This window comes from Streptomyces sp. NPDC059201, assembly GCF_042754585.1.
Taxonomy (GTDB): Bacteria; Actinomycetota; Actinomycetes; order Streptomycetales; family Streptomycetaceae; genus Streptomyces.
On the sequence record NZ_JBHZBB010000001.1, the window covers coordinates 621,701 to 642,053 of the forward strand.

Below are 20,353 nucleotides of genomic sequence, written 5' to 3' on the forward strand. Positions count from 1 at the left end.
ATGGGACTGCTGTCCTGGCTGCGCGGAGGCGGTGGCGGTGGCGGGCGGGGTACGGACCGCCCGGCGGACACGCCCGCACCCGTGCCCGCGTCACGTGAGGATCGGTTCGACGTCGTCGAACTCCCGGCCATCCAGAGGACCTTGGGCGCCCCGACCCTCATCACCGACCCCTCGGCCTTCGAGCGCGGGCTCCCCACCCGGCAGCCGACCGCCCTGACCACCCCGCTGGGCCACCTGGTCAGCGCGGAGGCCCCGAGCGGGCTCATCCAGGGCGTGACGACGCCCGTCCAGCGCTCGGTGGTGGACTTTCCTGTACGGGACGGTGGCCGGCGCGCACCGACGCTGGGGGCGGCTCCGGGGGGCGAGCCCCTGAGGCCGCCCGTACAGCGGACGGCCGGGGCGCCTGAGCCTACGCGCGTGGCCTTTCCGTCGGAGCCGGAGGCGGCGGGGCCGGTGGTGAACGCGGGGGTCCAGCGGACGGTGGCCCCCTCTGAGACCTCAGGAACACCAGGGATCTCGGCTGTCCCGCCCAGCTCGGGCACTTCGGACACCGCGAGGAACGTCGGACCCGTCGAGCTCCCGGCTCCGGCGGCCGAGGGGCCCGCCGCCGTCGAGCCCGGAGGGGCTGCCGAAGCCGGAGAGCCCGGAACCGTCGAGGCCGCAGCCGAGCCTTCCGTACGCCCCCTGGTCGGCGAGCAGCCACTGCTGGACCTGCCGGAACCCGACACAAGCCCCGGGCCCGTCACCGAGATCCCCACTCACCCCGCGAGCGTTCCCCCTGTCCAGCGGTCCCTGCCGCCGGCGCCCTCCGCTTCTCCGGCGCCCCGTCGCGCCCCTGGCCTCGGCGCGCCGCTCCCGGCCCTCCCGCCGACCGCCCAGCGCGAGGCCCCCGGTCCGGGTCCCGGTCCCGTTCCCCTTCCGGCCGCCGCGCCCGCCCCCGTACAGCCGGAATCCCCAAGCCTCGCCCCAGGCCCGGCACCGGCCCCCACCCCCGACCCCGACCCGGTGGCCCCGCTGCTCGCCGACCGCCCCCTGGTGCTGCGTACCGTGACCCCGGACGCCGCTCCCCCGGCCATCGGCCCGTCCCCCGAACCGGTCGCCGCCCCTGTCCGGTGGGAGACCCCCGCCGTACAGCGCAACCACACCCACGTACCCACCACCCCGACCATCCCCACCCCCGTCCAGCGAACGACCGCGCGCCCCGCCGCGCGCCCCGCCGAGCGCCGCCCCACTCCCGCCCCCGTCCAAGCCCCCCGCAACGCGGGTGACGTCGCCGTCGCCGCCGGCATCGCGCAGCGCATGGCCGACGGCAGTGTGGTGTTCGCGCCGCAGCCGCCGCCCGTGCAGCGCGTGCTTCCGCCGACTCCCTTCGTCCAGCGCGAGGTGGCCGTCGAGGAGCCTCCGCCGCCACCGCCCGACGACCCTCCGGCGGTCGCACCGGAACCGGAATCCGACCCCGTAACCGACGGCCCCACGGGCACGGACCCCACCACGGCAGCCATCTCCACACCCACGTCCGCCGCCCCCTCCCCCGGCTCTCCCCCCGTCACCGACGAGTTCGTCCGTGCCCTCTACCCGCCGCTGGCCCGGCTCCTCAAGGCCGAGTTGCGGCTGGAGCGTGAGCGGGCCGGGCGGCTCATCGAGACCCGGTTCTGACCGGGGCACGGCCACCGCACCACCCCCAGACACGCGAACGGAAGGAGCGACCCATGGCCACCGCCGCGCAGAGCGACGAACCCGCCGTCAGCGTCTGCTTCGTCGTCACGATCGACGACATCGAGCTCGGGTCCTTCAACACCTGTGAGGGGCTGGGCTGCGAGGTCGTCCTGGAGACCCGCGAGGAGGGCGGCAACAACGGGCATGTCTGGCAGCTGCCGACACGCCTCAAGTACTCGAACGTCAAGCTCTCGCGCCCGCTCACCCGGGAGACCGAGAAGGTGGCGCGCTGGTTCGCGAGCATGACGACCGGGTTCACGCGCAAGACCGCCCACATCGAGGCGCGGACCGGGGACGGGCGCAAGGTCGCGCAGTGGGGGCTGCTCGAAGTGGTGCCGGTGCGGTGGACGGGGCCCTCGTTCACGCCCGAGTCGCCGAAGGTGGCGATCGAGACGATCGAGATCGCCCACCACGGCTATGTGATGGAGGGCTGAGCGGGATGAGCGCCCCCATCGCCTTCAGCGCGGCCGGCGCGTCCGGTGTCGCGTCCGCCGCGAAGGGCGGCTCCGCGCGGCCGAAGCTGGAGCACGCGTATCTGGAGCTGCGGACGCCGCCGTCGGGCGGCGGGCTGACGCCCGGGGCGCCGTGCGGGCGGATCGACTTCCAGTTCAATCCCAAGGAGTTGAGCCTCACCAAGGCCGCCGCCTGGAAGCGCACGCCCGCGAAGGGCGCGAAGAGCGCCGGGCCTCCGGAGTACCAGGGTCCGCAGCCGAGCAAGCTGACGGTGGAGATGTTCTTCGACGCGGGCGACACCCAGGACACGCGCGTGGTGACCTCGGTGGAGCAGCTGTTCGCGTGCTGTGTGCCGACGAGCGAGTCCCGGCAGCAGCAGCGGTCGTCGCCGCCGTGGGTGGTGTTCCACTGGGGCGGGCTGACCGGATTTCCCGGGTACGTGAGTCAAGTGCAGGCGAAGTACACGCTGTTCACGACCTCGGGGGTGCCGATCCGGGCGGTCTGCCTGGTGACGATGGAGGAGATCAGCGGCGAGACGCCCGGGCAGAACCCGACGTCGGGGGCGCTGACCGCCCGCCGTACGCACCGGGTGGCGGCCGGCGACTCGCTGCCGTCCCTCGCGCAGCGCGAGTACGGCGATCCGGCGGCGTGGCGGGTGATCGCGGAGGCCAACGGCATCGACGACCCGCTGCGGCTCGTGCCCGGTACGCGCCTGCTGCTGCCCGCGCCGGACGAGCTGGGGCGGCTGCGCGAGGACGCCTCGTCCGGTGCCGCCCCGGTCCGGCGGGGGCCCTGATGGCGGCGCCCGGGGTCGCCTCGGCCCTCGTCGTGGAGGTCGGCGGGCGTCCGCTGCCCGCACGGCTGATGAACACCCTGGTCGAGGGGTACGTCGACGACAGCCGTACGCTGCCGGACCTGTTCCTGCTGCGGTTCCGCGACCCGGACCGGGCGCTGCTCGCGCAGGGCGGGATCGCGGTCGGCACGGAGATCGCGCTGCTCGCGCGGAGCGGGGGCGGCACGGAGCCGCGGCCGCTGCTGAGCGGGGTGGTGACGGCGCTGGAGCTGGAGCTGGACGAGTCGGGCACGTACACGGTGGTGCGCGGGCTCGACGAGACGTACAAGCTGCTGCGCGGGGCGCGGGTGGCGGCGTACCAGAACATGACGCTCTCCGACATCGTCGGCCAGGTCGCCCAGCGGGCCGGTCTCAAGCCGGGCACGGTGGACGTGGCCGGTCCGGTGCTCGACCACGTGGCGCAGGCGAACGTGAGCGACTGGGCGTTCGTGCGCGGGCTGGCCGAGGAGGCGGGGGCGCAGGCGTACGTGCGGGACGGGATGCTGCACGTGGTGAAGCCGGCGGAGGCGGGCGGGGCGCCGGACGCGTCGGCGCGGGCGGACCGGGATCCGCTGGTCCTGGAGCGGGGGGCGAACCTGCTGCGCTGCCGGGCGTCGGTGTCGGCCGCCGAGCAGGTCTCCGAGGTGGAGGTGCGGGGCTGGGACGTGCGGGGCAAGCGGGCGCTGGTGGGCCGGGCTCCGGCGGGCTCCTCGTCGACGCTGGCGCTCGGGGTGACGGCGGCGCAGGTGACGGAGCCGCTCGGCGAGGCGCGGCACGTGGTGACGGACGGGGGCTACGGCACGCAGGAGCGGGTGGACCGGGCGGCGAAGGCGCTGGCCGAGCGGATCGCGGGCTCGTTCGCGGAGCTGGAGGCGGTGATCCGGGGGAATCCGGAGGTGCGGGCGGGCACGGCGGTGGCGCTCAACGCGGTCGGCGCGCCCTTCGAGGGCCGGTACACGGTCACGTCCTCGCGGCACGTCTTCGACGCGCTGCGCGGGTACGAGACGTGGATCACGGTGTCGGGGCAGCAGGAGCGCTCGCTGCTCGGGCTCACGGGCGGGGCGCCGGCCGAGGGGCCCCGGTCGGGCGGGCTCGTCAACGCGACCGTGACGGACACTCAGGACCCGGAGGGGTCGGGCCGGGTGAAGGTGACGTTCCCGTGGCTGTCGGACGAGTACGCGAGCGACTGGGCGCGGACCGCGCAGGCGGCCGGCACCGGGGGCGGGGAGCCGTACATCCCTGAGGTGGGGGACGAGGTGGTGGTCGGCTTCGAACTCGGGCGGCTGGACCGGCCGTACGTCCTGGGCGGGCTGTACAACGGCCAGGACCGGCCGTCCGGGGGCGGCGCGGTGGACCCGACGTCGGGGGCGGTCGACCGGCGGGCCTTCGCGTCCAAGGGCGGGCACAAGCTCGAACTGCTCGACACGGCGGGCGGGGCACAGGGTGTGCGGCTGCGCACCGGCGACGGGAAGCTGACGATCGATCTCGACCAGTCGGGGACGGCGGTCACGATCGGCAGCGACGGGGCGGTGCGGATCACCGCGAAGGAGAAGGTGTCGATCACGGCCTCGGGCGGGGTGAGCGTCGCGGCCGAGCGGGGTGCTCTCGAACTGAGCGGTGACAGCGTGTCGGTGACGGCGCGTCAGGGAGTGAAGGTGGACGGCGGGCAGGGGGCGGTCAGGCTGGCGACCGGGGGCACGGTCGACGTCCAGGGGGCGACGGTCACCGTGGACGGCACCCAGCGGACGGAGCTGAAGGGCGGCTCCACGCTGTCGGTCAGCGCCCCCCTCGTGAAGATCAACTGACGGGTACGGGGGGAGACATGGCACAGGCAGCCGCAGCGCGGGTCGGTGATCCGACCGCGCATCCGGGGGTGATCGGCCCCTCCGGGGTGTCGTCGGTCCTCATCGGCGGGCAGCCGGCGGCCACCGTCGGCACCGCGCACCAGTGCGCGTCACCGGCGGCCCACCCGCCGTCGGCGCTCGCGCCGCCCGGCTCCACCACGGTCCTGATCGGGGGCCGTCCGGCCGCCCGGGTCGGCGACCTGTCCGCGTGCGGCTCGGCGATCGTGTCGGGCTGCCCGTCCGTGCTGATCGGAGGCTGAGGGACCATGGGCCAGGAGTTCGTCGGCGCGGGCTGGGCCTTCCCGCCGCGCACGGACGCGACCGGGTCGATCGCGCTCGTCCGGGGCGAGCGCGAGCTGGAGGAGTCGATCCGGCTCATCCTCGCGACCTCGCCCGGGGAGCGGCCGATGCGGCCCGAGTTCGGCTGCGCCATCAACGACTACGTCTTCGCTCCGGCCGACGCGGGGACGGCCGGTCAACTCGCCTACGAGGTACGGCTCGCGCTGGAGCGGTGGGAGCCCCGGGTCGAGGTGACGGAGGTCGCGGTCCGCTTCGACGAGGTCGACAGCGGCGTGCTGTACATCGACATCGGCTACACGCTGCGCGGCGCCAACGACCCCCGCAACCTGGTGTTCCCGTTCTATGTGATCCCGGAAGAGGACCGCGCATGACCCTGCCGAGCCCGAACCTGGACGACCGGCACTTCCAGAGCCTGGTGGACGAGGCCAAACGGCTGGTGCAGCGGCGCTGCCCGGAGTGGACCGACCACAACGTGTCCGACCCGGGCGTCACCCTCATCGAGGCGTTCGCCACCATGGTCGACCACCTCGTCTACCGGGTGAACCGGGTGCCGGAGAAGAGCTATCTGACCTTCCTGGACCTCATCGGGGTACGGCTCCACCCGCCGACCGCCGCCGGCACCGACGTCACGTTCCGGCTGTCGGCGCCGCAGCGGGAGCCGGTGTTCGTCCGGGCCGGTACGGAGGTGGCGACGGTCCGCACCGAGACCGAGCCGGCCGTCGTCTTCGGCACCACCCGGGACCTGACGATCGTGCCGTGCGCGTACGCGGCGCTGGCCACGCTGCCCGCGGCGGGAGCCGCCTCCGGGGCCGGGGCGGACGCGGCCGCCGTCGACCGCACCGAGGAGCTGGAGCTGCGCCGCGACGTCCCCTGCTTCTCCCCCGCGCCCACCCCCGGCGACGCCCTCTACGTGGGCCTGTCGGCGGCCGTGCCCGCCGGGGTCGTGGTGCTGCGCCTCGACTGCGACGTGCAGGGCGTGGGCGTCGACCCGCTGCGGCCGCCGCTGCTGTGGGAGGCGTGGGACGGGCGCCGCTGGACGGCCTGCGAGGTGGAGAAGGACGACACCGGCGGCTTCAACCGGTCCGGCGAGCTGATCCTCCACCTGCCCCCGACGCACACCGCCCTGAGCATCGTCCGGCGCACCGCCGGCTGGCTGCGCTGCCGGCTCGTGGCGGCGGCGCCCGACCAGCCGACGTACGTGGCGCCTCCCGTGGTGCGCGGGATCACGGCCTTCACCATCGGCGCGACCGTGCCCGCCGAGCACGCGGAGCGGATCACGGACGAGGTGCTCGGCGCGGCCGAGGGAGTGGCGGGGCAGTCCTTCACGGTCGCCCGACCTCCCGTGGTGCCCGGGGAGTTCGCCCTGGAGGTGATCGCGCCCGAGGACGCCGACGGACCCGAAGCGCCCTGGACCCGGGTCGACGACTTCGCCCACTCCGGGCCCGCCGACCGCCACTTCACCCTCGACGAGGGCACCGGCCGCGTCGAGTTCGGCCCCGCCGTCCGCGAACAGGACGGCTCCGTAAGGAACTTCGGCGCCGTGCCGGACAAGGGGGCGACCGTACGGGTCCGCGCCTACCGCACCGGCGGCGGGGTGCGCGGAAACGTGGCCCGCTCCACCCTGCGCGTGCTGCGCGGCACGGTGCCGTTCGTGGCGCGCGTGGAGAACCGCCGCCGGGCGCTGGGCGGCGTCGACGGCGAGACGGTCGACAGCGCGCGGGTACGCGGCCCGCTCACCCTGCGGACGCTGCAACGGGCCGTCGTCCCGCGCGACTACGAACTCCTCGCCCGCGAGGTGGCCCCGGACGCGGCCCGCGTGCACTGCGTCCCCGAGGACGCCGAGGCCGGGGTACGGCTGCTCATCGTGCCGTCCGGGCGCGGTGACGCACGCGGCCGGATCGCCTTCGACGAGCTGATCCCCCCGCCGCGCACCCTCGCGCGGATCGCCGAGTACCTGGACGCCCGCCGCCCCATCGGCGCGCGGGTGGTCGTGGAACCCCCGTACTACCAGGGCGTCACCTTCGTCGCGACCGTGCAGGCGAGCCGGGGCGCGGCGGCGGAGCGCGTACGGGAGGAGGCCCTCGCCGCCCTCGACGGCTACTTCAACGCGCTCACCGGCGGCCCCGCCGGCACCGGCTGGCCCTTCGGTCGCCCGGTCCAGACCGGCGAGGCGTACGCGGTGCTCCAGCGGGTCCCGGGCGTCGACCTCGTCGACGACGTACGGCTCTACCGGGCCGACCCGGTCACCGGACAGCGCACCGAGGTGCCCGACGGGCGCATCCCCCTCGACCGGCACGCCCTCGTCTTCTCGTACGAGCACCAGCTGCGGGTCCGGGAGGTCTGACCGCCGTGCGCACCGACGTCCCCGGGCTGCCGAGCCCGCACCCGCTGATCGACCTGCTGCCCGCCGTCTACCTGGAGCACGGCTTCCTGACCCGCTTCCTGGCCGCGCTCGACGAGGTCCTGGCACCGGTGCTGCTGAGCCTGGACAACCTGCCCGCGCACCTGGACCCGCGCACCGCGCCCGACGACCTCCTCGACTGGCTGGCCGGCTGGGTCGCCGTCGAACCCCACGACGACAGCCCGCCCGAGCGCCGCCGCGCCGCCGTCCTCGGCGCGGTCGACCGCCACCGCACGCGCGGAACGCTCCACGGCCTCGCGGAGGCGCTGCGCCTGGAGACGGGCGGGGCGCGCGTCGAGATCGCCGAGAGCGGCGGCACGGTCTGGTCGTCCACCCCGGGCACCCCCCTGCCGGGCACCGCGCGCCCATGGGTGACGATCCGGCTCGGCGTGCCGGACCCTGGCCGGGTCAACCGGGCACGCCTGGAGGAACTCGTCACGGCCGAGATCCCGGCCCACGTCGGCTTCACGCTGGAACTGCTGCCCGGGGGTACCCCATGACCTGCCCGACCTGCGCCCTCCGCAACACCCCGGGAACCCCGTTCTGCGCCTCGTGCGGAGCCTTTCTGGACTGGGACGGGGAGGAGGGGGCGGGGGCGGGGTCGGGGGCTGGGGGTGGCGCTGGCGCTGAGGCTGGGGGTGGCGCTGGCGCTGAGGCTGGGGCTGGCGCCGCGCCTGCGCATGGGCCTGGGGCTGGCGCTGGGACTGCGCCTAGGCCGGGGCCTGGCGCCGGGACTGGGGCTGCGGCGGGGTCTGCGCCTGGCGCTGGGGCTGCGTATGGGCGTGGGACTGGCGCTGGGTCCGCGCCCAGGCCGGGGCCTGACGCCGGAACTGGGGCTGGCGCGGGGTCTGGGGCTGGCGCGGGGACTGGCGCTGGGTCTCCGCCTAGGCCGGGGTCTGCACCTAGGCTGGGGGCCGGCGCCGGGACTGGCGCTGGCGCGGAGTCTGGGGCTGGGGCTGGCCCTGGGCGGGGCAGTGGTGCGGGGGCCGGAGCGCGGCGGGCCCGGCAGGGGGATGCGTCGGGGGCGGCTCCCGTCGCGCGGGCGGTGCCGACACCCGTATCGCCGGCCGTGGCAGCGCCCGTACCGAGGCCCACAGCGCCACCTGCACCTGTGCCCGTACCGCCGCCGGTCCCTCCGCGGACGCCGCCCGCGCCCCCGGTGGCCGCGGCCGGACTCCGGCGGCCCGGGGCGGAGACCGAGGCGCCGGTGCCCGGGCCGGCGCCCGAGGTGCCGCCCGCGGAGACCGGCGCGCCTTCCGTCGCGACCGTCCGGTGCCCCGGCTGCGGGACCGGGAACGATGTCGAGCGCACGCTCTGCGTGCGGTGTGCGCTGCCGCTCGCGCCGGGGCCGGGGCCCGTCGCGCCGCCGCCGTGGTGGCGGCGGCTGCTGCGCCGTGAGGGGCGGCAGGCTCCGCTCGCCGGGACCCGGCCACGCCGGGCGTGGCGCAGGCCGCGGGTGGTGCTGCCGCTCGTGCTCGTCCTCCTCGCCTGCGGTGTCTGGTTCGGTCTGCCGCACGCCGGGCGCCTGCTCGGTCTGGCCCGGGAGGAGACCAGCCCGCCCGAGTCGCTGCCGCCCTCGGCGGTACGGGCCTCCGGGGCCCTGAAGGGCCATCCGGCGACCGCCGCCTTCGACGGGTTCACCAACCGCTACTGGGCCGTCGCCAAGGCCGGCGCCACCCTGGAAGCGGACTTCGGGGCCCCGGGGGTGCGGGTGACGAAGCTGGTGGTGTTCGCGGGCACCTCGGCGAAGAAGGACGAGTTCCTGACGCAGGCCAGGCCCGCGCGGATCGTGGTGGAGGTCGTCTCGGCGGACGGGGACGTCTCGACGCGGCGGATCACCTTGAAGGACCAGCCGGGTCAGCAGACCTTCGACCTGCGCGGCTCGGGTGTGACCCGGATCCGCGTCACGCCCGAGACCGCGTACGGCTCCGCGCGCGGCCGCCATCTGGCGGTGGCCGAGGTCGAGTTCTTCGGCCACCGGGGCTGACGCGCCCTACCGTCCCGGTGTGCTGCCCCGGACGACCCGCTCCGCCGGGAGCAGCAGGCCCTGCGGCGGGGCGGCGGCGCGGTCCTCGACGGCGGTGATCAGGCGGTCGACGAGGGCGCGGGCGATGGAGGGCAGGGGGAGGCGGACGCTGGTGAGGGTGGGCTGGAGGAAGGTGCACAGCGGCAGGTCGTTGAAGCCGGTGACGGCGACGTCGGTGCCGACGGCGAGACCGGCCGCGCGGACGGCCTGGTAGGCGGTGAGGGCCAGCCAGTCGCTGGCGCACACCAGGGCGGTGGGCCGGTCCGGTCCGGCGAGGAGCCGCTGGAGCGCGCGGGTGAGGGCGACCGGGTCGTCGTCGGGGACGCCGACCTCGAAGGCGCCGTCGGGCGCGGCGGCCGCGGCCTCCAGGAGGCCCGCCCTGCGGTCGGCCAGCCAGGGCAGGGAGGCGGCGGAGTTCACGTAACAGATCCGGCGGTGGCCCTGCTCCAGCAGGAGGCCGACGAGGTCGGCGGTGGCGGCGGCCGAGTCGATGTCCACCCAGTTCTGCGGGCGGCCGGGCGCGGTGCGGCCGAAGGCGGCGAAGGGGAAGCCGGCCTCGGCGAGGACGTCGACGCGGGGGTCGTCGTGGACGACGTCGGAGAGGATGAAGCCGTCGACCTGGCGGGCGGCGATCAGCCCGTGGAAGGACTTGGCGACGGCGCCGGCGCCCTGCTGGGGGTCGCAGCGGAAGAGCAGGACGCGGTGGCCGACGGCGTCGGCGGCGCTGACCAGCGCCTGGAGGAAGCCGCCCATCAGGGGGTTGGGGTCGGCGGGGTTGTCGGCGGGCGCGGGATAGCCGATGACCTTGCGGGTGCCGGTGCGCAGGCTGCGGGCGGACTGGTCGGGCTGGTAGCCGAGGGCCTCGATGGCGGCGGTGACGCGGTCGAGGGTGGACGCGCGCAGGCGGTGGGGTGCGTTCAGCGCGTTCGAGACGGTCTGGCGGGAGACCCCCGCCGTGCGGGCGACGTCCTCGATGGTCACCTGTCGGGGGGTCATCGTTCCTCTGGGGTCGGCGGGCCGCGGGCGGTGTCGGCCGTCCGCGGCCCGCGTTCGCTCAGCGCTCGCGGGTCAGCGTGAGCAGGCCGCCGGTCGGCACGGTCACCGGGTTGCTTCCGGGGACGAGGTCGAGCTCGGTCTCGGACAGGATCTCACCCCGGCAGTCCTGGACGCGGGCGAGGGCCCGTTCCGGTCGGGCGGCGATCAGGAGGACGACGGGGTCGGCGTCCGCGTTGGCGACGAGCAGGGACCGCGGGCCGCCGGCGACGGCGACGGCGTCGGGGTCAAGGTCCGGCTCGGTGTCCGGCTCGGGGAGGGTGATGGGCAGGGGTGCGTACCGGGCGACGACGGTGGTGTGCCGGTCCCGGGCGCTGATGAGGGGGTAGCCGAGGTCGGGGCGGGTGGGTTCGAGGGCGCCGTGCTGGAGGACGTCGGCGTAGCGGCGGAAGACGCCGAGCCAGAAGCGGAGGGCGGCGAGCTGGCCGGGGGTCTGGGTGGTGAGGTCGACGGAGATCTGGGGCACCGAGAAGAGGGCGTTGACGAGGTGGACGGCGACGGACTCGGGGGTCTCGGAGGGGTGCCACATGATCATGTCTGCGTGGACGGCGAGGGGGCCGGCGGTGAGCCGGCAGTCGACGGTGCGCTGCCGGTTCTCGGCGGGGCTGAGCGGGCAGTCGACGGCGCGGACCATGGTGGCGTAGGGCCAGAGTCCGGGGCCGACGTACGGCTGGCGGTGCTCGACGATGACGTCGGGCCGGGTGCGGCGCAGCCGGGCGTCGAGGTCGGCGAGCAGGCGTCGTACGGCTCCGTGGACGGTGGTGTGGTCGGCGCCGGCGGGCGCGGGCGGCGGGTCGGTGACGGCGAAGCGGTCGATGAAGTCGAGCTTCACGCCGTCCATGCCCCACTCCTCGACGGAGCGGGAGATCGTGTCGATGAGGTGGGCGCGGACCTCGGGGTGGCGGGGGTCGAGGACGGCGGCGTCGAGGTGGGGCGCCTCGCGCAGGATCATCCCCTTGAAGCGGTCCCAGGCGTCGTTGTGGCGGCCGATGAAGGGGACCGCGTACCAGAGGAGGTAGGCGAGGCCGAGCCGGTGGACCTCGGTGACGTGGGCCGCGAGGTCGGGGAAGGCCGTGGCGTTGGGTTCCCAGTCGCCGCAGTGGCCGTAGCCGCGTGCGCGGTCGGCGGTCTGCCAGCCGTCGTCGACGATGACGCTGTCGCAGCCGAGGGCGGCGGCGAGGGCGGCCTGGCGTTCGACGGTGGCGGTGTCGACGTTCTGGTGGAGGCTGTACCAGGTGGAGTAGGCGGGCATCCGGGCCGCGGGGGCGACGCCGGGGTGCTCGACGCCCTCGGCCCACCAGTCGGTGACGCCGCGCAGGGTGGCGGCGAAGTGCCGGCCGCTGAGGTCGACGCGGAGCCGCAGCGGCGGTCCGTCCGGGGCGAGGTCCTGCTCGAAGGTGAAGGCGAAGTCGCCGCTCTCCTCCACGACCCCGGCCCCGACGCGTACGGGCGCGGCCGTCTCTCCGGCGGCGGCGGTGCACAGGGCGCGGTCGCCGGTGCCGACGAGGCTCGCGACGGGGGCGCCGAGGGCGAGCGAGACGGTGCGGGGCGCGGTCCAGGAGGGCGGGAGCCAGCGGGAGGCGTCGGTGTCGGGGGTCCAGTAGGCGGTGGCGCCCACGCAGGGGACGCGCCACTCGGCGCGGAGGGTGACCGCTTCCTCGGCGGTGACCTCGATCAGGGCCACGCCGTCGCCGACGCGGGTGACGGCGGCCTCCCAGCGGTCGCCGCCGAGCCCGGTGAGGTGGACGGTGACCGGCTGTCCGGTGGCGGGGTCGGAGAGTCCGGTGGCGAGCGGCCGGTGGACGGCGGCGCGGGCGTCGGACCCGTAGGTGCCGTCACCGGCGGGCGCGTGCGGCCGCCAGGCGGGTACGGGCTGCTGCGGCTCATCGTCCGGTGTCGGCTGCTGCGGGGCGGTGGTCACGGTGGTCACTCCTTGGTGGCCCCGGCCAGCAGGCCGGAGATGAACTGGCGTTGCAGGACGAGGAAGAGGGCCATCACGGGGACGGCGGCGATCGCGCTGGCGAGCAGTACCTGCGCGTAGTTGGTGGTCGAGAGGCCCTGGAGCGTGGCGGTGGCCACGGGCAGGGTGTACATCTCGGGGCTGCGCAGCGCGATCAGCGGCCAGACGAACTGGTTCCAGCCGCCGAGGAAGACGAAGAGCGCGAGCGCCGCGATGACCGGCCGGTTGACCGGGATGACGATCCGCCACAGGACGCGCAGTTCGCCGGCGCCGTCGACGCGGGCCGCGTCGAGGAGTTCGTCGGGCATGGACCGGAGCGCCTGGCGCATGAGGAAGATGCCGAACGGGGTGACCAGGCCGGGCAGGATGACCGACTGGTACGTGTCGATCAGCCCCATGTCCATCATCATCTGGAAGATCGGGATCAGCATCACCGTGTCGGGGATGACCAGGGTGCTGAGCAGCAGGACGAAGAACAGGTTCCGACCGCGGAAGTCGAACTTCGCGAAGGCGTAGCCGGCGAGGACGGAGACGACGACCGCGCCGAGGGTCTGGACGCCCGCGACGACGACGGAGTTGAACAGGACGCGGGTGAGGCCGATGGACTCCTGGAGGCCCTGGAGGTTCTCCATGAGGTGCCCGCCGGGCAGCAGTTTCGGCGGCCAGGAGAACACGTCCTTGTCGTCCTGGGTGGCGGCCATCGCGAGCCACCAGAACGGGCCGACGCAGAGCCCGAACGCGCCCGCGAGGAGGAGGGTGAGGAGGGGGGCCCGGGTCTTCATCGGCGTTCTCCCATCAGACGGACCTGGAGGATGCCGAGGACGGAGACGATCAGCGCGAGCGCGTAGGCGAGGGCCGAGGCGTAGCCGAAGTCGAAGTACTTGAAGCCGTTGTTGTAGAGGTACATGGTGACCGTGAGGGTGGCGTTGTCGGGGCCGCCGCCGGTGAGGACGTACGGCTCGTCGAAGAGCTGGAGGGTGCCGATGGTCGAGAGCACGACGGTGAGGAGGAGGATCGGCCGCAACTGGGGCAGGGTGATGGAGAAGAAGCGGCGGACCGGGCCCGCGCCGTCGACCATCGCGGCCTCGTACAGCTCCTTGGGGATGCCCTGGAGGCCGGCGAGGTACATCACCGCGTTGTAGCCGGTGTAGTGCCAGGTGATGACGAGGACGACGCCGACGCGTGCCCAGGTGGGGCTGCCGAGCCAGTTGACCGGGTCGATGCCGACGAGGGACAGGATCCAGTTCAGCAGTCCGGCGTCGCGGTTGAGGATGACGGAGAACATCACGCCGGCGGCGACCAGGCCCGTCAGCGACGGGATGAAGACGCCGAGCCGCCACAGCGGACGCAGCCAGACCTTGGTGGAGTTGAGGCCGAGGGCGACGAGCAGGGCGAGGCCGAGCATCAGCGGGACCTGGACGACGAGGATCAGCGCGGTGTTCTTGAGCGCGGTCCAGAAGAGCGGATCCGCCAGGAGGCGGCGGTAGTTGGCGAGTCCGGCGTAGCGCTCGGAGTCGCCGTTGCCGGTGGTGAGGCTGATCCAGAACGAGGCGGCGATGGGGTACGCCTTGAAGGCCGCGAAGCCCAGGACTGCGGGCATGATCAGCAGGTACGGGACGGACGCGCGGGTCAGCAGCCGGCGGCGTCCGGTGGGACCGGACTTGGACCCGGATCCGGAGCCGGGGTCCCGGGGGCGGCCCGCGCGGGCGGGGGCCTTGGGGCCGCGGGCGCCGGTGGTGTCGGTGTCGGTGTCGGTGTCTGACGGTGCGAGGGACATGGTCAGGCCGCCTGCTGCCGGCCGGTCTGCTGGGCGAGCCGCCGCGCCGCGTCCTTGAGCACACCGGCCGGGTCGGCGCCCTTGAGGAGGACCTGGGTCTGCGCGTCGGCAGCGAGCTTGAGGGCACGGCTGTAGTCGCCGGTGAAGTTGGTGGCGGCCGCACCGGAGTCGAGCGAGTCGACGAAGGAGCGCAGCACCCGCTGCCCGCCGTAGAAGGGGTGCGGGGCGCTGAACTTCGGGTCGTCGTACGCCGACTTGAGGGCGGGGAAGACGCCTCCGGACGCGAACATCCGGTTGATCTCGGCCGGCTTCGTGAGCGCGTACTCGACGAACCGCCAGGCGGCCTTGCGGCGCTTGCTCGTGGCGGAGACGGACAGGTAGGTGGAGTTCACGATCGCGCTGCGGCCTCCGCCGGGGACGGCGGCGGGCGGCTGCATGACCCGCCATTTGCCGCTCTGCGCGGGGAACTTGGTGGCCAGGTACTCGATGGCCCAGGCCGGGTACGGGGCGGTGGCGAGCTTTCCCTGGCCGACCAGCCGCTTCCAGGTGCCCTGTCCCGCGGTGTCGGCGAGCAGGCCGCCGTCGTTGAGCCGCTTGATGACGGTCAGGGCCTCGACGGCCGCCGGGGCGGCGAGCGTGATCCTGCCCTCGGCGTCGAAGTAGAAGGCGCCCTGAAGCTGCATCAGGTTCTGGAAGAAGTCCATGTCCTGGGTGGTGCCGGGCTTGTCGAGTCCGAGCAGCTGGGCGCCGGTGGCCGCCTGGATCCTGGGCCCGGCGGCGATCAGGTCGTCCCAGCTGGTGATCGACGCGGGGTCGACGCCGGCCTTCTCGAAGTAGTCGTGTCGGTAGAACAGGCCGAGCGGGTTCACCTCCCAGGGCAGCGCGTGGACGGCTCTGTCCTGCCCTATGGCGGTCGGCCACAGCCCCTGCACGAAGGCGTCCTTGTGCCGGTCGGCGCCGAGTCTCGACAGGTCGGCGAGGCCCTGGGGGAACTTCTGGAGGTAGCCGGGGAGGTAGTCGACCCCGAGGTGCAGGACGTCGGCGAGACCCTTGCCGCCCGAGGCGAGCCCGACGGTGATCTTGTCCCAGATGGCGGGGTTGCCGAGGTCCTGGACGTCGACCTCGATCCCCGGGTTGTCCCGCTGGAAGGAGGGGACGACCCCGCGCAGCGCCTCCGCCGCGGTGGTCCAGCTCCAGACCGTGATCCGGCCCCTGTCGCCGTCGGCTCCGGCGCCGTCACCCCCGGACCCGCCGTCCCCGCAGGCCGCGAGCCCGAGCCCGGCGGCGGAGGCGGTGGCGAGGTGGAGGATCTGGCGGCGGCTCAGGTGGTGGGACATGTCGGCTCCTGGGTGGTGGGTGAGGTGGTGGAGGTACGAGTCCGGCCTGGGGCACCTGTGTGGTCGGCGCGCCCGGTGAACGGCCGCAGCGCCTCGGCGAACAGGTCCACCGCGGCGGCGGAGGTGTGGGCGTGCGGGGAGAGGCGGATCCACTCGCCGCGGCGGGTGGTGATCACGCCGCCGGCTTCAAGGGCGTGGTGGACGACGGCCGGGTCGTGCCCGGGCAGCCGGAAGGCCCCGATCCCCGCGCGCTCCCCCGGGCCGAGCCCGTCCAGCAGCACCTCGCCGCCGGCGCGCCGGGCACGGTCGAGGAGCTCGGCGAGGGTGGCCCGGATCCGGGCGCCGACGGCGGCGGGCCCGCCCTGCTCGCGCAGGTCGTCGAGGGCGGCGCCGAGGGCGGCGGCTGCCGTGAAGTCCGGGTTGGTGGCGAGGTGGGCCGCGGCCCCGGGCAGCGAGGGTGCCGGATGCCGGTCCGCGAACGGCTCGGCGACACCGGCCCAGCCCCCGAGCCCGGGGGACAGCCGCTCGGCGCACCGGTCGCGTATCAGCATCAGCGCCGCCCCCCAGCCGGCCCGCAGCCACTTCTGGCCCCCGCTCACCAGGACGTCGGCGGCGTCGGCTTCGAGCGGTACGGCTCCGAGTCCCTGGATGGCGTCGACGATCAGGAGCCGCCGCGGCCCGAGGATCTCCTTGAGGGCGGCGAGGGGCGCGATGTGCCCGGTGAGCGAGTCGACGGCGCTGACGGTGAGGGCGACGACGTCGGGGGTGAGGCTGCGCCGCAGGAGGTCGGGGGTGATGTGCCGCCGCCCGTCCGGGTCGATCATCCGGACCTCCGGGCCGCCGCGCCCCGCGAAACGCAGCCAGGGGTAGACGTTGGCGGGGAACTCGGCGCGCGGCACCAGCACGGTCCCGGGCTCCTGGAGCGCGGCGGCCACGGTGAACAGCCCGTTGCTGGTCGACGGGGCGAGCGCGACCTCGTGCGGCCGCGCGTCCAGCAGCCCGGCGGCGGACGCCCGGGCCGCGTCGCCCAGCGCGAACAGCCGGTCCAGGTCGGCGGGCGCCAGGCGCGAGGCCAGCGCGGTCGCCCCGGACAGCGCGCGGCCGGCCGGCCCGGACAGCGGCCCGATCCTCGCGTGATCGAGATACCCCGCCATCGGACGACGGCCGAGCAGATAGATTTGATCGTTCAAAATTGATCCCTCAAAGGACCAGGAGCATGGTCTCCCCTGGATTTGAAGGTTCACATTAGAGAGGCGAAGCCGCCCCGGCAAGGGCTACGACCGAGCAAGGGCTACGACCGAAGGAGCTCGCGACAGGCGCGCGGCTAGGATCGAGGCCCAACCCCCGCATCACGCAGAATCGGAAGCAGTGTGTCGACCGGACCCGACCGTCTCGCCCACCACCCCGCGCACATCCACCCCGCGCAGAGCCACCCCACGCGCATCCGCCTCGCGCGCGGCGAAGACCTCGGCGCGCTCCAGGCCCTCGCGCGACGCACGATCGACACGTGCTACCGCGGGTTCCTCGGCGACGAGGCGGTGGACTGGTTCATCGGCAGCGGCGCGTCCGACGCCCATGTGCGGAGCCATCTGGAACGGGGCGGCGCCTACTGCCTGACCGCCCGGGACGACCGGATCGTCGGCCTCTCCATCCTCGACGGAGCCACGGTCGACCTGATGATGGTCGACCCCGGCCACCACCGCACCGGGCTGGGGCGCCTGCTGCTCGGGCACGCGGAGCAGACCCTCTTCGCCCGCCACCCGGTGATCCGCCTGGAGACCTTCCCCGGCAACGAGAGCGCCAGGTCGTTCTACGAGGCGTGCGGCTGGGTTCTCGGTGCCCGGCTGGAGGACGGCGACGGCCCGGCCAAGGTCGAGTACACGAAGACCGCCACGGCGCGGGACTGAACCGGTCGCCCTCCCAAGCCCCGCCTCACCCCCACCGCCTCACCCCCACCGCCTCACCGCCACCGACTCACCGCCACCGACTCAGTCCACCGCCCTGATCCGGCGTACCAGCAGCGCGCCCAGCAGGCCGGCGCCCGCCGCGACCAGGTAGAGCGCGCGGTAGCCGCCGAGGTGGTTGACGAGGGGGGCGGCCAGGGCGGGGGCGGCCACCTGGGGCAGGGAGTTGGCGATGTTGATGACGCCCAGGTCCTTCCCTCGGTCGCCGGCCTTCGGGAGGACGTCGGTCATCAGGGCGAAGTCGACGGAGGTGAAGATGCCGAAGCCGATGCCGAGGAGGGCCGCCGCGACGAGCGCCCCGTTCCAGGTCTGCCACCAGGCGAGCATGCCGGTCGCCACCGCCACCAGCACCCCGGACCACAGCACGAACGGCTTGCGGCGGCCCACCCGGTCCGACCAGACCCCGCCCACGACGACGGTGGCGAGCAGCGTCACCCCGTTCACCGCCGTCAGGATGAGGACACCCGTCTCGGGATCGGCGTACCGCACCTGGTCGCGGAGGTAGTAGAAGAGGTAGAGGAGCACGAGCGCGTTGCCCAGGTTGATCAGGAAGCGGGTCAGCCAGGCCCACGCGAGGTCGGGGTGGGCGCGGGGGCTCAGCCAGAACCCGGCCAGGAACCGCCGCCAGGACCACGCGGGCCGGTCGGCCTCGGCGAGTCGCAGGTCCGGGTGGCGCAGCACGTACGGCGCGACGCCGATCAGCGTGAACACCGCGCAGGCCGCGTACCCCGCGCCCACTCCCCCGGCCGCCGTCGCGAGCCCGGTGCCGGCGACGACGCCGAGGATCTGCGCGGCGCCCAGCCAGCCGCCCACGGCGCCGCGCTGGAGGCGCGGCACCCGGTCGGGCACGGCGGCGGTGACCGCGGCGAAGGCCGCGTTCAGCGTGAGCTGCACGAGGCACCAGCCCAGGAAGAGCACCCAGACCGCGTCCGCCGTGCCGAGGAGCAGCAGGGCGAGCGCCCCGCCGACCGTCCCCGCCACGATCCACGGCGTACGCCGCCCGAAGCGCGACACCGTCCGGTCCGACAGCGCTCCGAAGAGCGGGTTCGCGGCCAGCGACACCATCGCGCCGGCGCCGGTCACCCAGGCCAGCAGCGACTCCTTCGACAGGCCGGTGCCGGGCGCGAACAGCTCGGCCTGCTGCGCGAGCAGGATCTGGAGCGGCCCGTACCAGCCGACCCAGATCGCGCCGTTGGCCAGCGACAGCGCGGCCGTCCAGCCGCGCCCGACCCGCTCGGCGGGCTCCTCCAGGGCGAGCGCCGTCATGCTCGCTGAGCCCTGAGCGCGTCCCGCAGCCAGGCGTACGATGCCTTCGGTGTGCGCGTCTGGGTGGCGTAGTCGACGTGGACGAGGCCGAAGCGCTTCGTGTAGCCCTCGGCCCACTCGAAGTTGTCCATGAGCGACCAGTGGAAGTAGCCGCGGACGTCGACGCCCGCCTCGACGGCGCGGTGCAGGGCGCGCAGGTGCCCGTCCAGGTAGGCGATGCGGGCCTGGTCGTCGAGTCCGTCGTAGGCGCAGCCGTTCTCGGTGATCACCAGGGGCGGCAGACGGTCGCCGTAGCGGTCGCGGAAGGAGGTGAGGAGTTCGGTGAAGGCGTCGGGGACCACCGGCCAGCCGAAGTCCGTCACCGGATGGCCCTCGATCTGCCGCACGGAGAACGGCAGTCCGGCGGGCAGGGTCAGTCCGGAGAACTCCACGTCCTCCGCGCCCGGCGCGCCCACCTTCGTCGGCTGGTAGAAGTTGATCCCGTACCAGTCGAGCGTGCCCTCGGAGATCGTCCTCAGGTCGGCGTCGACGTCGCCGCCCGGCATGAGGTCGCCGAAGCCGTCGGGGTAGCGGCCGAGCAGCAGCGGGTCGGAGAACAGCCGGTTGAGGATGACGTCGTACAGGTCGGCGGCCTCGGTGTCGGCCTGGCCGCCGGAGGCGGGCCAGGTCGGTCCGTGGGAGTTGGCGATGCCGATGTCCGTGACGCCGGCGGCGCGCAGCGCGCCCGCGGCGAGCCCGTGCGCGAGGAGCTGGTGGTGGGCGACGGGCAGCGCGTCGAACAGCAGCTTCCTGCCGGGCGCGTGCGCGCCGAGCGCGTGCCCGAGGAGGGTGTGTTCGGCGGGCTCGTTGAGGGTGATCCACTTCGTGACGCGGTCGGCGAGCCGTTCGGCGACGGTCTCCGTGTACGCGGCGAAGCGGGACGCGGTGTCCCGCTCCAGCCAGCCGCCCGCCTCCTCGACCTCCAGGGGCAGGTCCCAATGGAAGAGCGTCGGCACCGGCCGCACGCCCTGCGCGCACAACTCGTCGACGAGCCGGTCGTAGAAGTCGAGCCCGCCCGGCGCGAGCACCCGCGGCCAGGAGATCGAGAAGCGGTACGCGTCCACCCCCAGGTCGCGGATGAGGCCCACGTCCTCGCGGTACCGCGCCACGTGGTCGCACGCCACGTCCGCGGTGGAGCCGTCTCTGATCCGGCCGGACTCGGCGCTGAAGGCGTCCCACACCGAGGCGCCGCGCGCGGCGACGGCGCCCTCGATCTGATGGGCGGAGGTGGAGACACCCCAGAGGAAGCCGGGCGGGAACTGCGGAAGCGGGTCCGTGGAAGCAGCCATGGCCGCGATCATGGGTACCGGCCAGTAGGAAGTCAACACCCTGGACTTATAGCTGAATTGTCTCCCGAATTCCTCACGTTGGAGGGGGCGGATAGG

At 74.4% G+C, this 20,353-nt stretch carries 18 protein-coding genes; 10 read left to right on the forward strand and 8 right to left on the reverse strand.

The window, feature by feature from the left end:
* The 9 genes from ACFXMG_RS02805 (at window position 1) to ACFXMG_RS02845 (ending at window position 9,533) form a co-directional block, all read left to right on the forward strand.
* Window positions 1-1,656, forward strand: coding sequence for a hypothetical protein (locus tag ACFXMG_RS02805; protein ID WP_383816300.1), 1,656 nt, complete (start codon window positions 1-3; stop codon window positions 1,654-1,656).
* Between the two features lie 53 nt (window positions 1,657-1,709).
* Complete coding sequence (locus ACFXMG_RS02810; protein ID WP_383450770.1) at window positions 1,710-2,150, forward strand: phage tail protein; 441 nt, start codon at window positions 1,710-1,712, stop codon at window positions 2,148-2,150.
* Window positions 2,151-2,155: 5 nt separating this feature from the next.
* Complete coding sequence (locus ACFXMG_RS02815; RefSeq protein WP_383816303.1) at window positions 2,156-2,965, forward strand: LysM peptidoglycan-binding domain-containing protein; 810 nt, start codon at window positions 2,156-2,158, stop codon at window positions 2,963-2,965.
* The gene (locus tag ACFXMG_RS02820; RefSeq protein WP_383816305.1) at window positions 2,965-4,806 is read left to right on the forward strand and encodes a VgrG-related protein; all 1,842 of its coding nucleotides are present in this window, start codon (window positions 2,965-2,967) and stop codon (window positions 4,804-4,806) included. Before ACFXMG_RS02815 ends, ACFXMG_RS02820 begins: the two co-directional genes overlap by 1 nt.
* A 17-nt stretch (window positions 4,807-4,823) precedes the next feature.
* Window positions 4,824-5,105 (forward strand): PAAR domain-containing protein, encoded by a 282-nt coding sequence (locus tag ACFXMG_RS02825; RefSeq protein WP_383816308.1) that lies wholly within the window; start codon window positions 4,824-4,826, stop codon window positions 5,103-5,105.
* Window positions 5,106-5,111: 6 nt separating this feature from the next.
* Window positions 5,112-5,516 (forward strand): GPW/gp25 family protein, encoded by a 405-nt coding sequence (locus ACFXMG_RS02830; RefSeq protein ID WP_383816311.1) that lies wholly within the window; start codon window positions 5,112-5,114, stop codon window positions 5,514-5,516.
* Window positions 5,513-7,489: a putative baseplate assembly protein gene (locus ACFXMG_RS02835; RefSeq protein WP_383816313.1), complete on the forward strand. Its 1,977-nt coding sequence runs from the start codon at window positions 5,513-5,515 to the stop codon at window positions 7,487-7,489. The genes ACFXMG_RS02830 and ACFXMG_RS02835 overlap by 4 nt, the downstream gene beginning before the upstream one ends.
* A gap of 5 nt (window positions 7,490-7,494) precedes the next feature.
* Window positions 7,495-8,046, forward strand: a complete 552-nt coding sequence (locus ACFXMG_RS02840) for a phage tail protein (RefSeq protein WP_383816316.1) — start codon at window positions 7,495-7,497, stop codon at window positions 8,044-8,046.
* A gap of 707 nt (window positions 8,047-8,753) precedes the next feature.
* The gene (locus ACFXMG_RS02845) at window positions 8,754-9,533 is read left to right on the forward strand and encodes a discoidin domain-containing protein (RefSeq protein WP_383816319.1); all 780 of its coding nucleotides are present in this window, start codon (window positions 8,754-8,756) and stop codon (window positions 9,531-9,533) included.
* A 6-nt stretch (window positions 9,534-9,539) separates the two neighbouring features.
* Here the strand turns inward: ACFXMG_RS02845 and ACFXMG_RS02850 are convergent, their stop codons facing one another.
* The 6 genes from ACFXMG_RS02850 to ACFXMG_RS02875 are packed head-to-tail and all read right to left on the reverse strand — an operon-like array spanning window position 9,540 to window position 16,889.
* Window positions 9,540-10,568: a LacI family DNA-binding transcriptional regulator gene (locus ACFXMG_RS02850; protein ID WP_383816321.1), complete on the reverse strand. Its 1,029-nt coding sequence runs from the start codon at window positions 10,566-10,568 to the stop codon at window positions 9,540-9,542.
* Between the two features lie 58 nt (window positions 10,569-10,626).
* Window positions 10,627-12,546 (reverse strand): glycoside hydrolase family 36 protein, encoded by a 1,920-nt coding sequence (locus ACFXMG_RS02855; protein WP_383816324.1) that lies wholly within the window; start codon window positions 12,544-12,546, stop codon window positions 10,627-10,629.
* Between the two features lie 5 nt (window positions 12,547-12,551).
* A complete protein-coding gene (locus ACFXMG_RS02860; protein ID WP_383816326.1) occupies window positions 12,552-13,367 on the reverse strand; it encodes a carbohydrate ABC transporter permease in 816 nt (271 codons plus the stop codon).
* Entirely contained in the window at window positions 13,364-14,362 is a 999-nt protein-coding gene (locus tag ACFXMG_RS02865) for a carbohydrate ABC transporter permease (RefSeq protein WP_383816329.1), read from the reverse strand. Before ACFXMG_RS02865 ends, ACFXMG_RS02860 begins: the two co-directional genes overlap by 4 nt.
* Window positions 14,363-14,364: 2 nt before the next feature.
* Window positions 14,365-15,699, reverse strand: coding sequence for an extracellular solute-binding protein (locus tag ACFXMG_RS02870; RefSeq protein ID WP_383816331.1), 1,335 nt, complete (start codon window positions 15,697-15,699; stop codon window positions 14,365-14,367).
* Entirely contained in the window at window positions 15,684-16,889 is a 1,206-nt protein-coding gene (locus ACFXMG_RS02875; protein WP_383816334.1) for an aminotransferase class V-fold PLP-dependent enzyme, read from the reverse strand. The genes ACFXMG_RS02870 and ACFXMG_RS02875 overlap by 16 nt, the downstream gene beginning before the upstream one ends.
* 180 nt (window positions 16,890-17,069) lie before the next feature.
* Between ACFXMG_RS02875 and ACFXMG_RS02880 the strand changes: the two genes are divergently transcribed.
* The gene (locus tag ACFXMG_RS02880; protein ID WP_383816337.1) at window positions 17,070-17,606 is read left to right on the forward strand and encodes a GNAT family N-acetyltransferase; all 537 of its coding nucleotides are present in this window, start codon (window positions 17,070-17,072) and stop codon (window positions 17,604-17,606) included.
* An 81-nt stretch (window positions 17,607-17,687) separates the two neighbouring features.
* On the opposite strand, the gene ACFXMG_RS02885 is transcribed toward ACFXMG_RS02880, so the two are convergent.
* Both ACFXMG_RS02885 and ACFXMG_RS02890 read right to left on the reverse strand, forming a co-directional pair.
* Window positions 17,688-18,929, reverse strand: coding sequence for an MFS transporter (locus ACFXMG_RS02885; RefSeq protein ID WP_383816339.1), 1,242 nt, complete (start codon window positions 18,927-18,929; stop codon window positions 17,688-17,690).
* Window positions 18,926-20,269 carry a GH1 family beta-glucosidase gene (locus ACFXMG_RS02890; protein ID WP_383816422.1) on the reverse strand — a complete coding sequence of 448 codons (1,344 nt, stop codon included), beginning with the start codon at window positions 20,267-20,269 and terminating at the stop codon, window positions 18,926-18,928. The genes ACFXMG_RS02885 and ACFXMG_RS02890 overlap by 4 nt, the downstream gene beginning before the upstream one ends.
* Window positions 20,270-20,353 lie beyond the last annotated feature (84 nt).

Bases quoted from the DNA above. Each gene is read 5' to 3' on its own strand.
- ACFXMG_RS02805 (WP_383816300.1), top strand. From the start codon at position 1: ATGGGACTGCTGTCCTGGCTGCGCGGAGGCGGTGGCGGTGGCGGGCGG.
- ACFXMG_RS02810 (WP_383450770.1), top strand. From the start codon at position 1,710: ATGGCCACCGCCGCGCAGAGCGACGAACCCGCCGTCAGCGTCTGCTTC.
- ACFXMG_RS02815 (WP_383816303.1), top strand. From the start codon at position 2,156: ATGAGCGCCCCCATCGCCTTCAGCGCGGCCGGCGCGTCCGGTGTCGCG.
- ACFXMG_RS02820 (WP_383816305.1), top strand. From the start codon at position 2,965: ATGGCGGCGCCCGGGGTCGCCTCGGCCCTCGTCGTGGAGGTCGGCGGG.
- ACFXMG_RS02825 (WP_383816308.1), top strand. From the start codon at position 4,824: ATGGCACAGGCAGCCGCAGCGCGGGTCGGTGATCCGACCGCGCATCCG.
- ACFXMG_RS02830 (WP_383816311.1), top strand. From the start codon at position 5,112: ATGGGCCAGGAGTTCGTCGGCGCGGGCTGGGCCTTCCCGCCGCGCACG.
- ACFXMG_RS02835 (WP_383816313.1), top strand. From the start codon at position 5,513: ATGACCCTGCCGAGCCCGAACCTGGACGACCGGCACTTCCAGAGCCTG.
- ACFXMG_RS02850 (WP_383816321.1), bottom strand. From the start codon at position 10,568: ATGACCCCCCGACAGGTGACCATCGAGGACGTCGCCCGCACGGCGGGG.
- ACFXMG_RS02860 (WP_383816326.1), bottom strand. From the start codon at position 13,367: ATGAAGACCCGGGCCCCCCTCCTCACCCTCCTCCTCGCGGGCGCGTTC.
- ACFXMG_RS02865 (WP_383816329.1), bottom strand. From the start codon at position 14,362: ATGTCCCTCGCACCGTCAGACACCGACACCGACACCGACACCACCGGC.
- ACFXMG_RS02870 (WP_383816331.1), bottom strand. From the start codon at position 15,699: ATGTCCCACCACCTGAGCCGCCGCCAGATCCTCCACCTCGCCACCGCC.
- ACFXMG_RS02885 (WP_383816339.1), bottom strand. From the start codon at position 18,929: ATGACGGCGCTCGCCCTGGAGGAGCCCGCCGAGCGGGTCGGGCGCGGC.
- ACFXMG_RS02890 (WP_383816422.1), bottom strand. From the start codon at position 20,269: ATGATCGCGGCCATGGCTGCTTCCACGGACCCGCTTCCGCAGTTCCCG.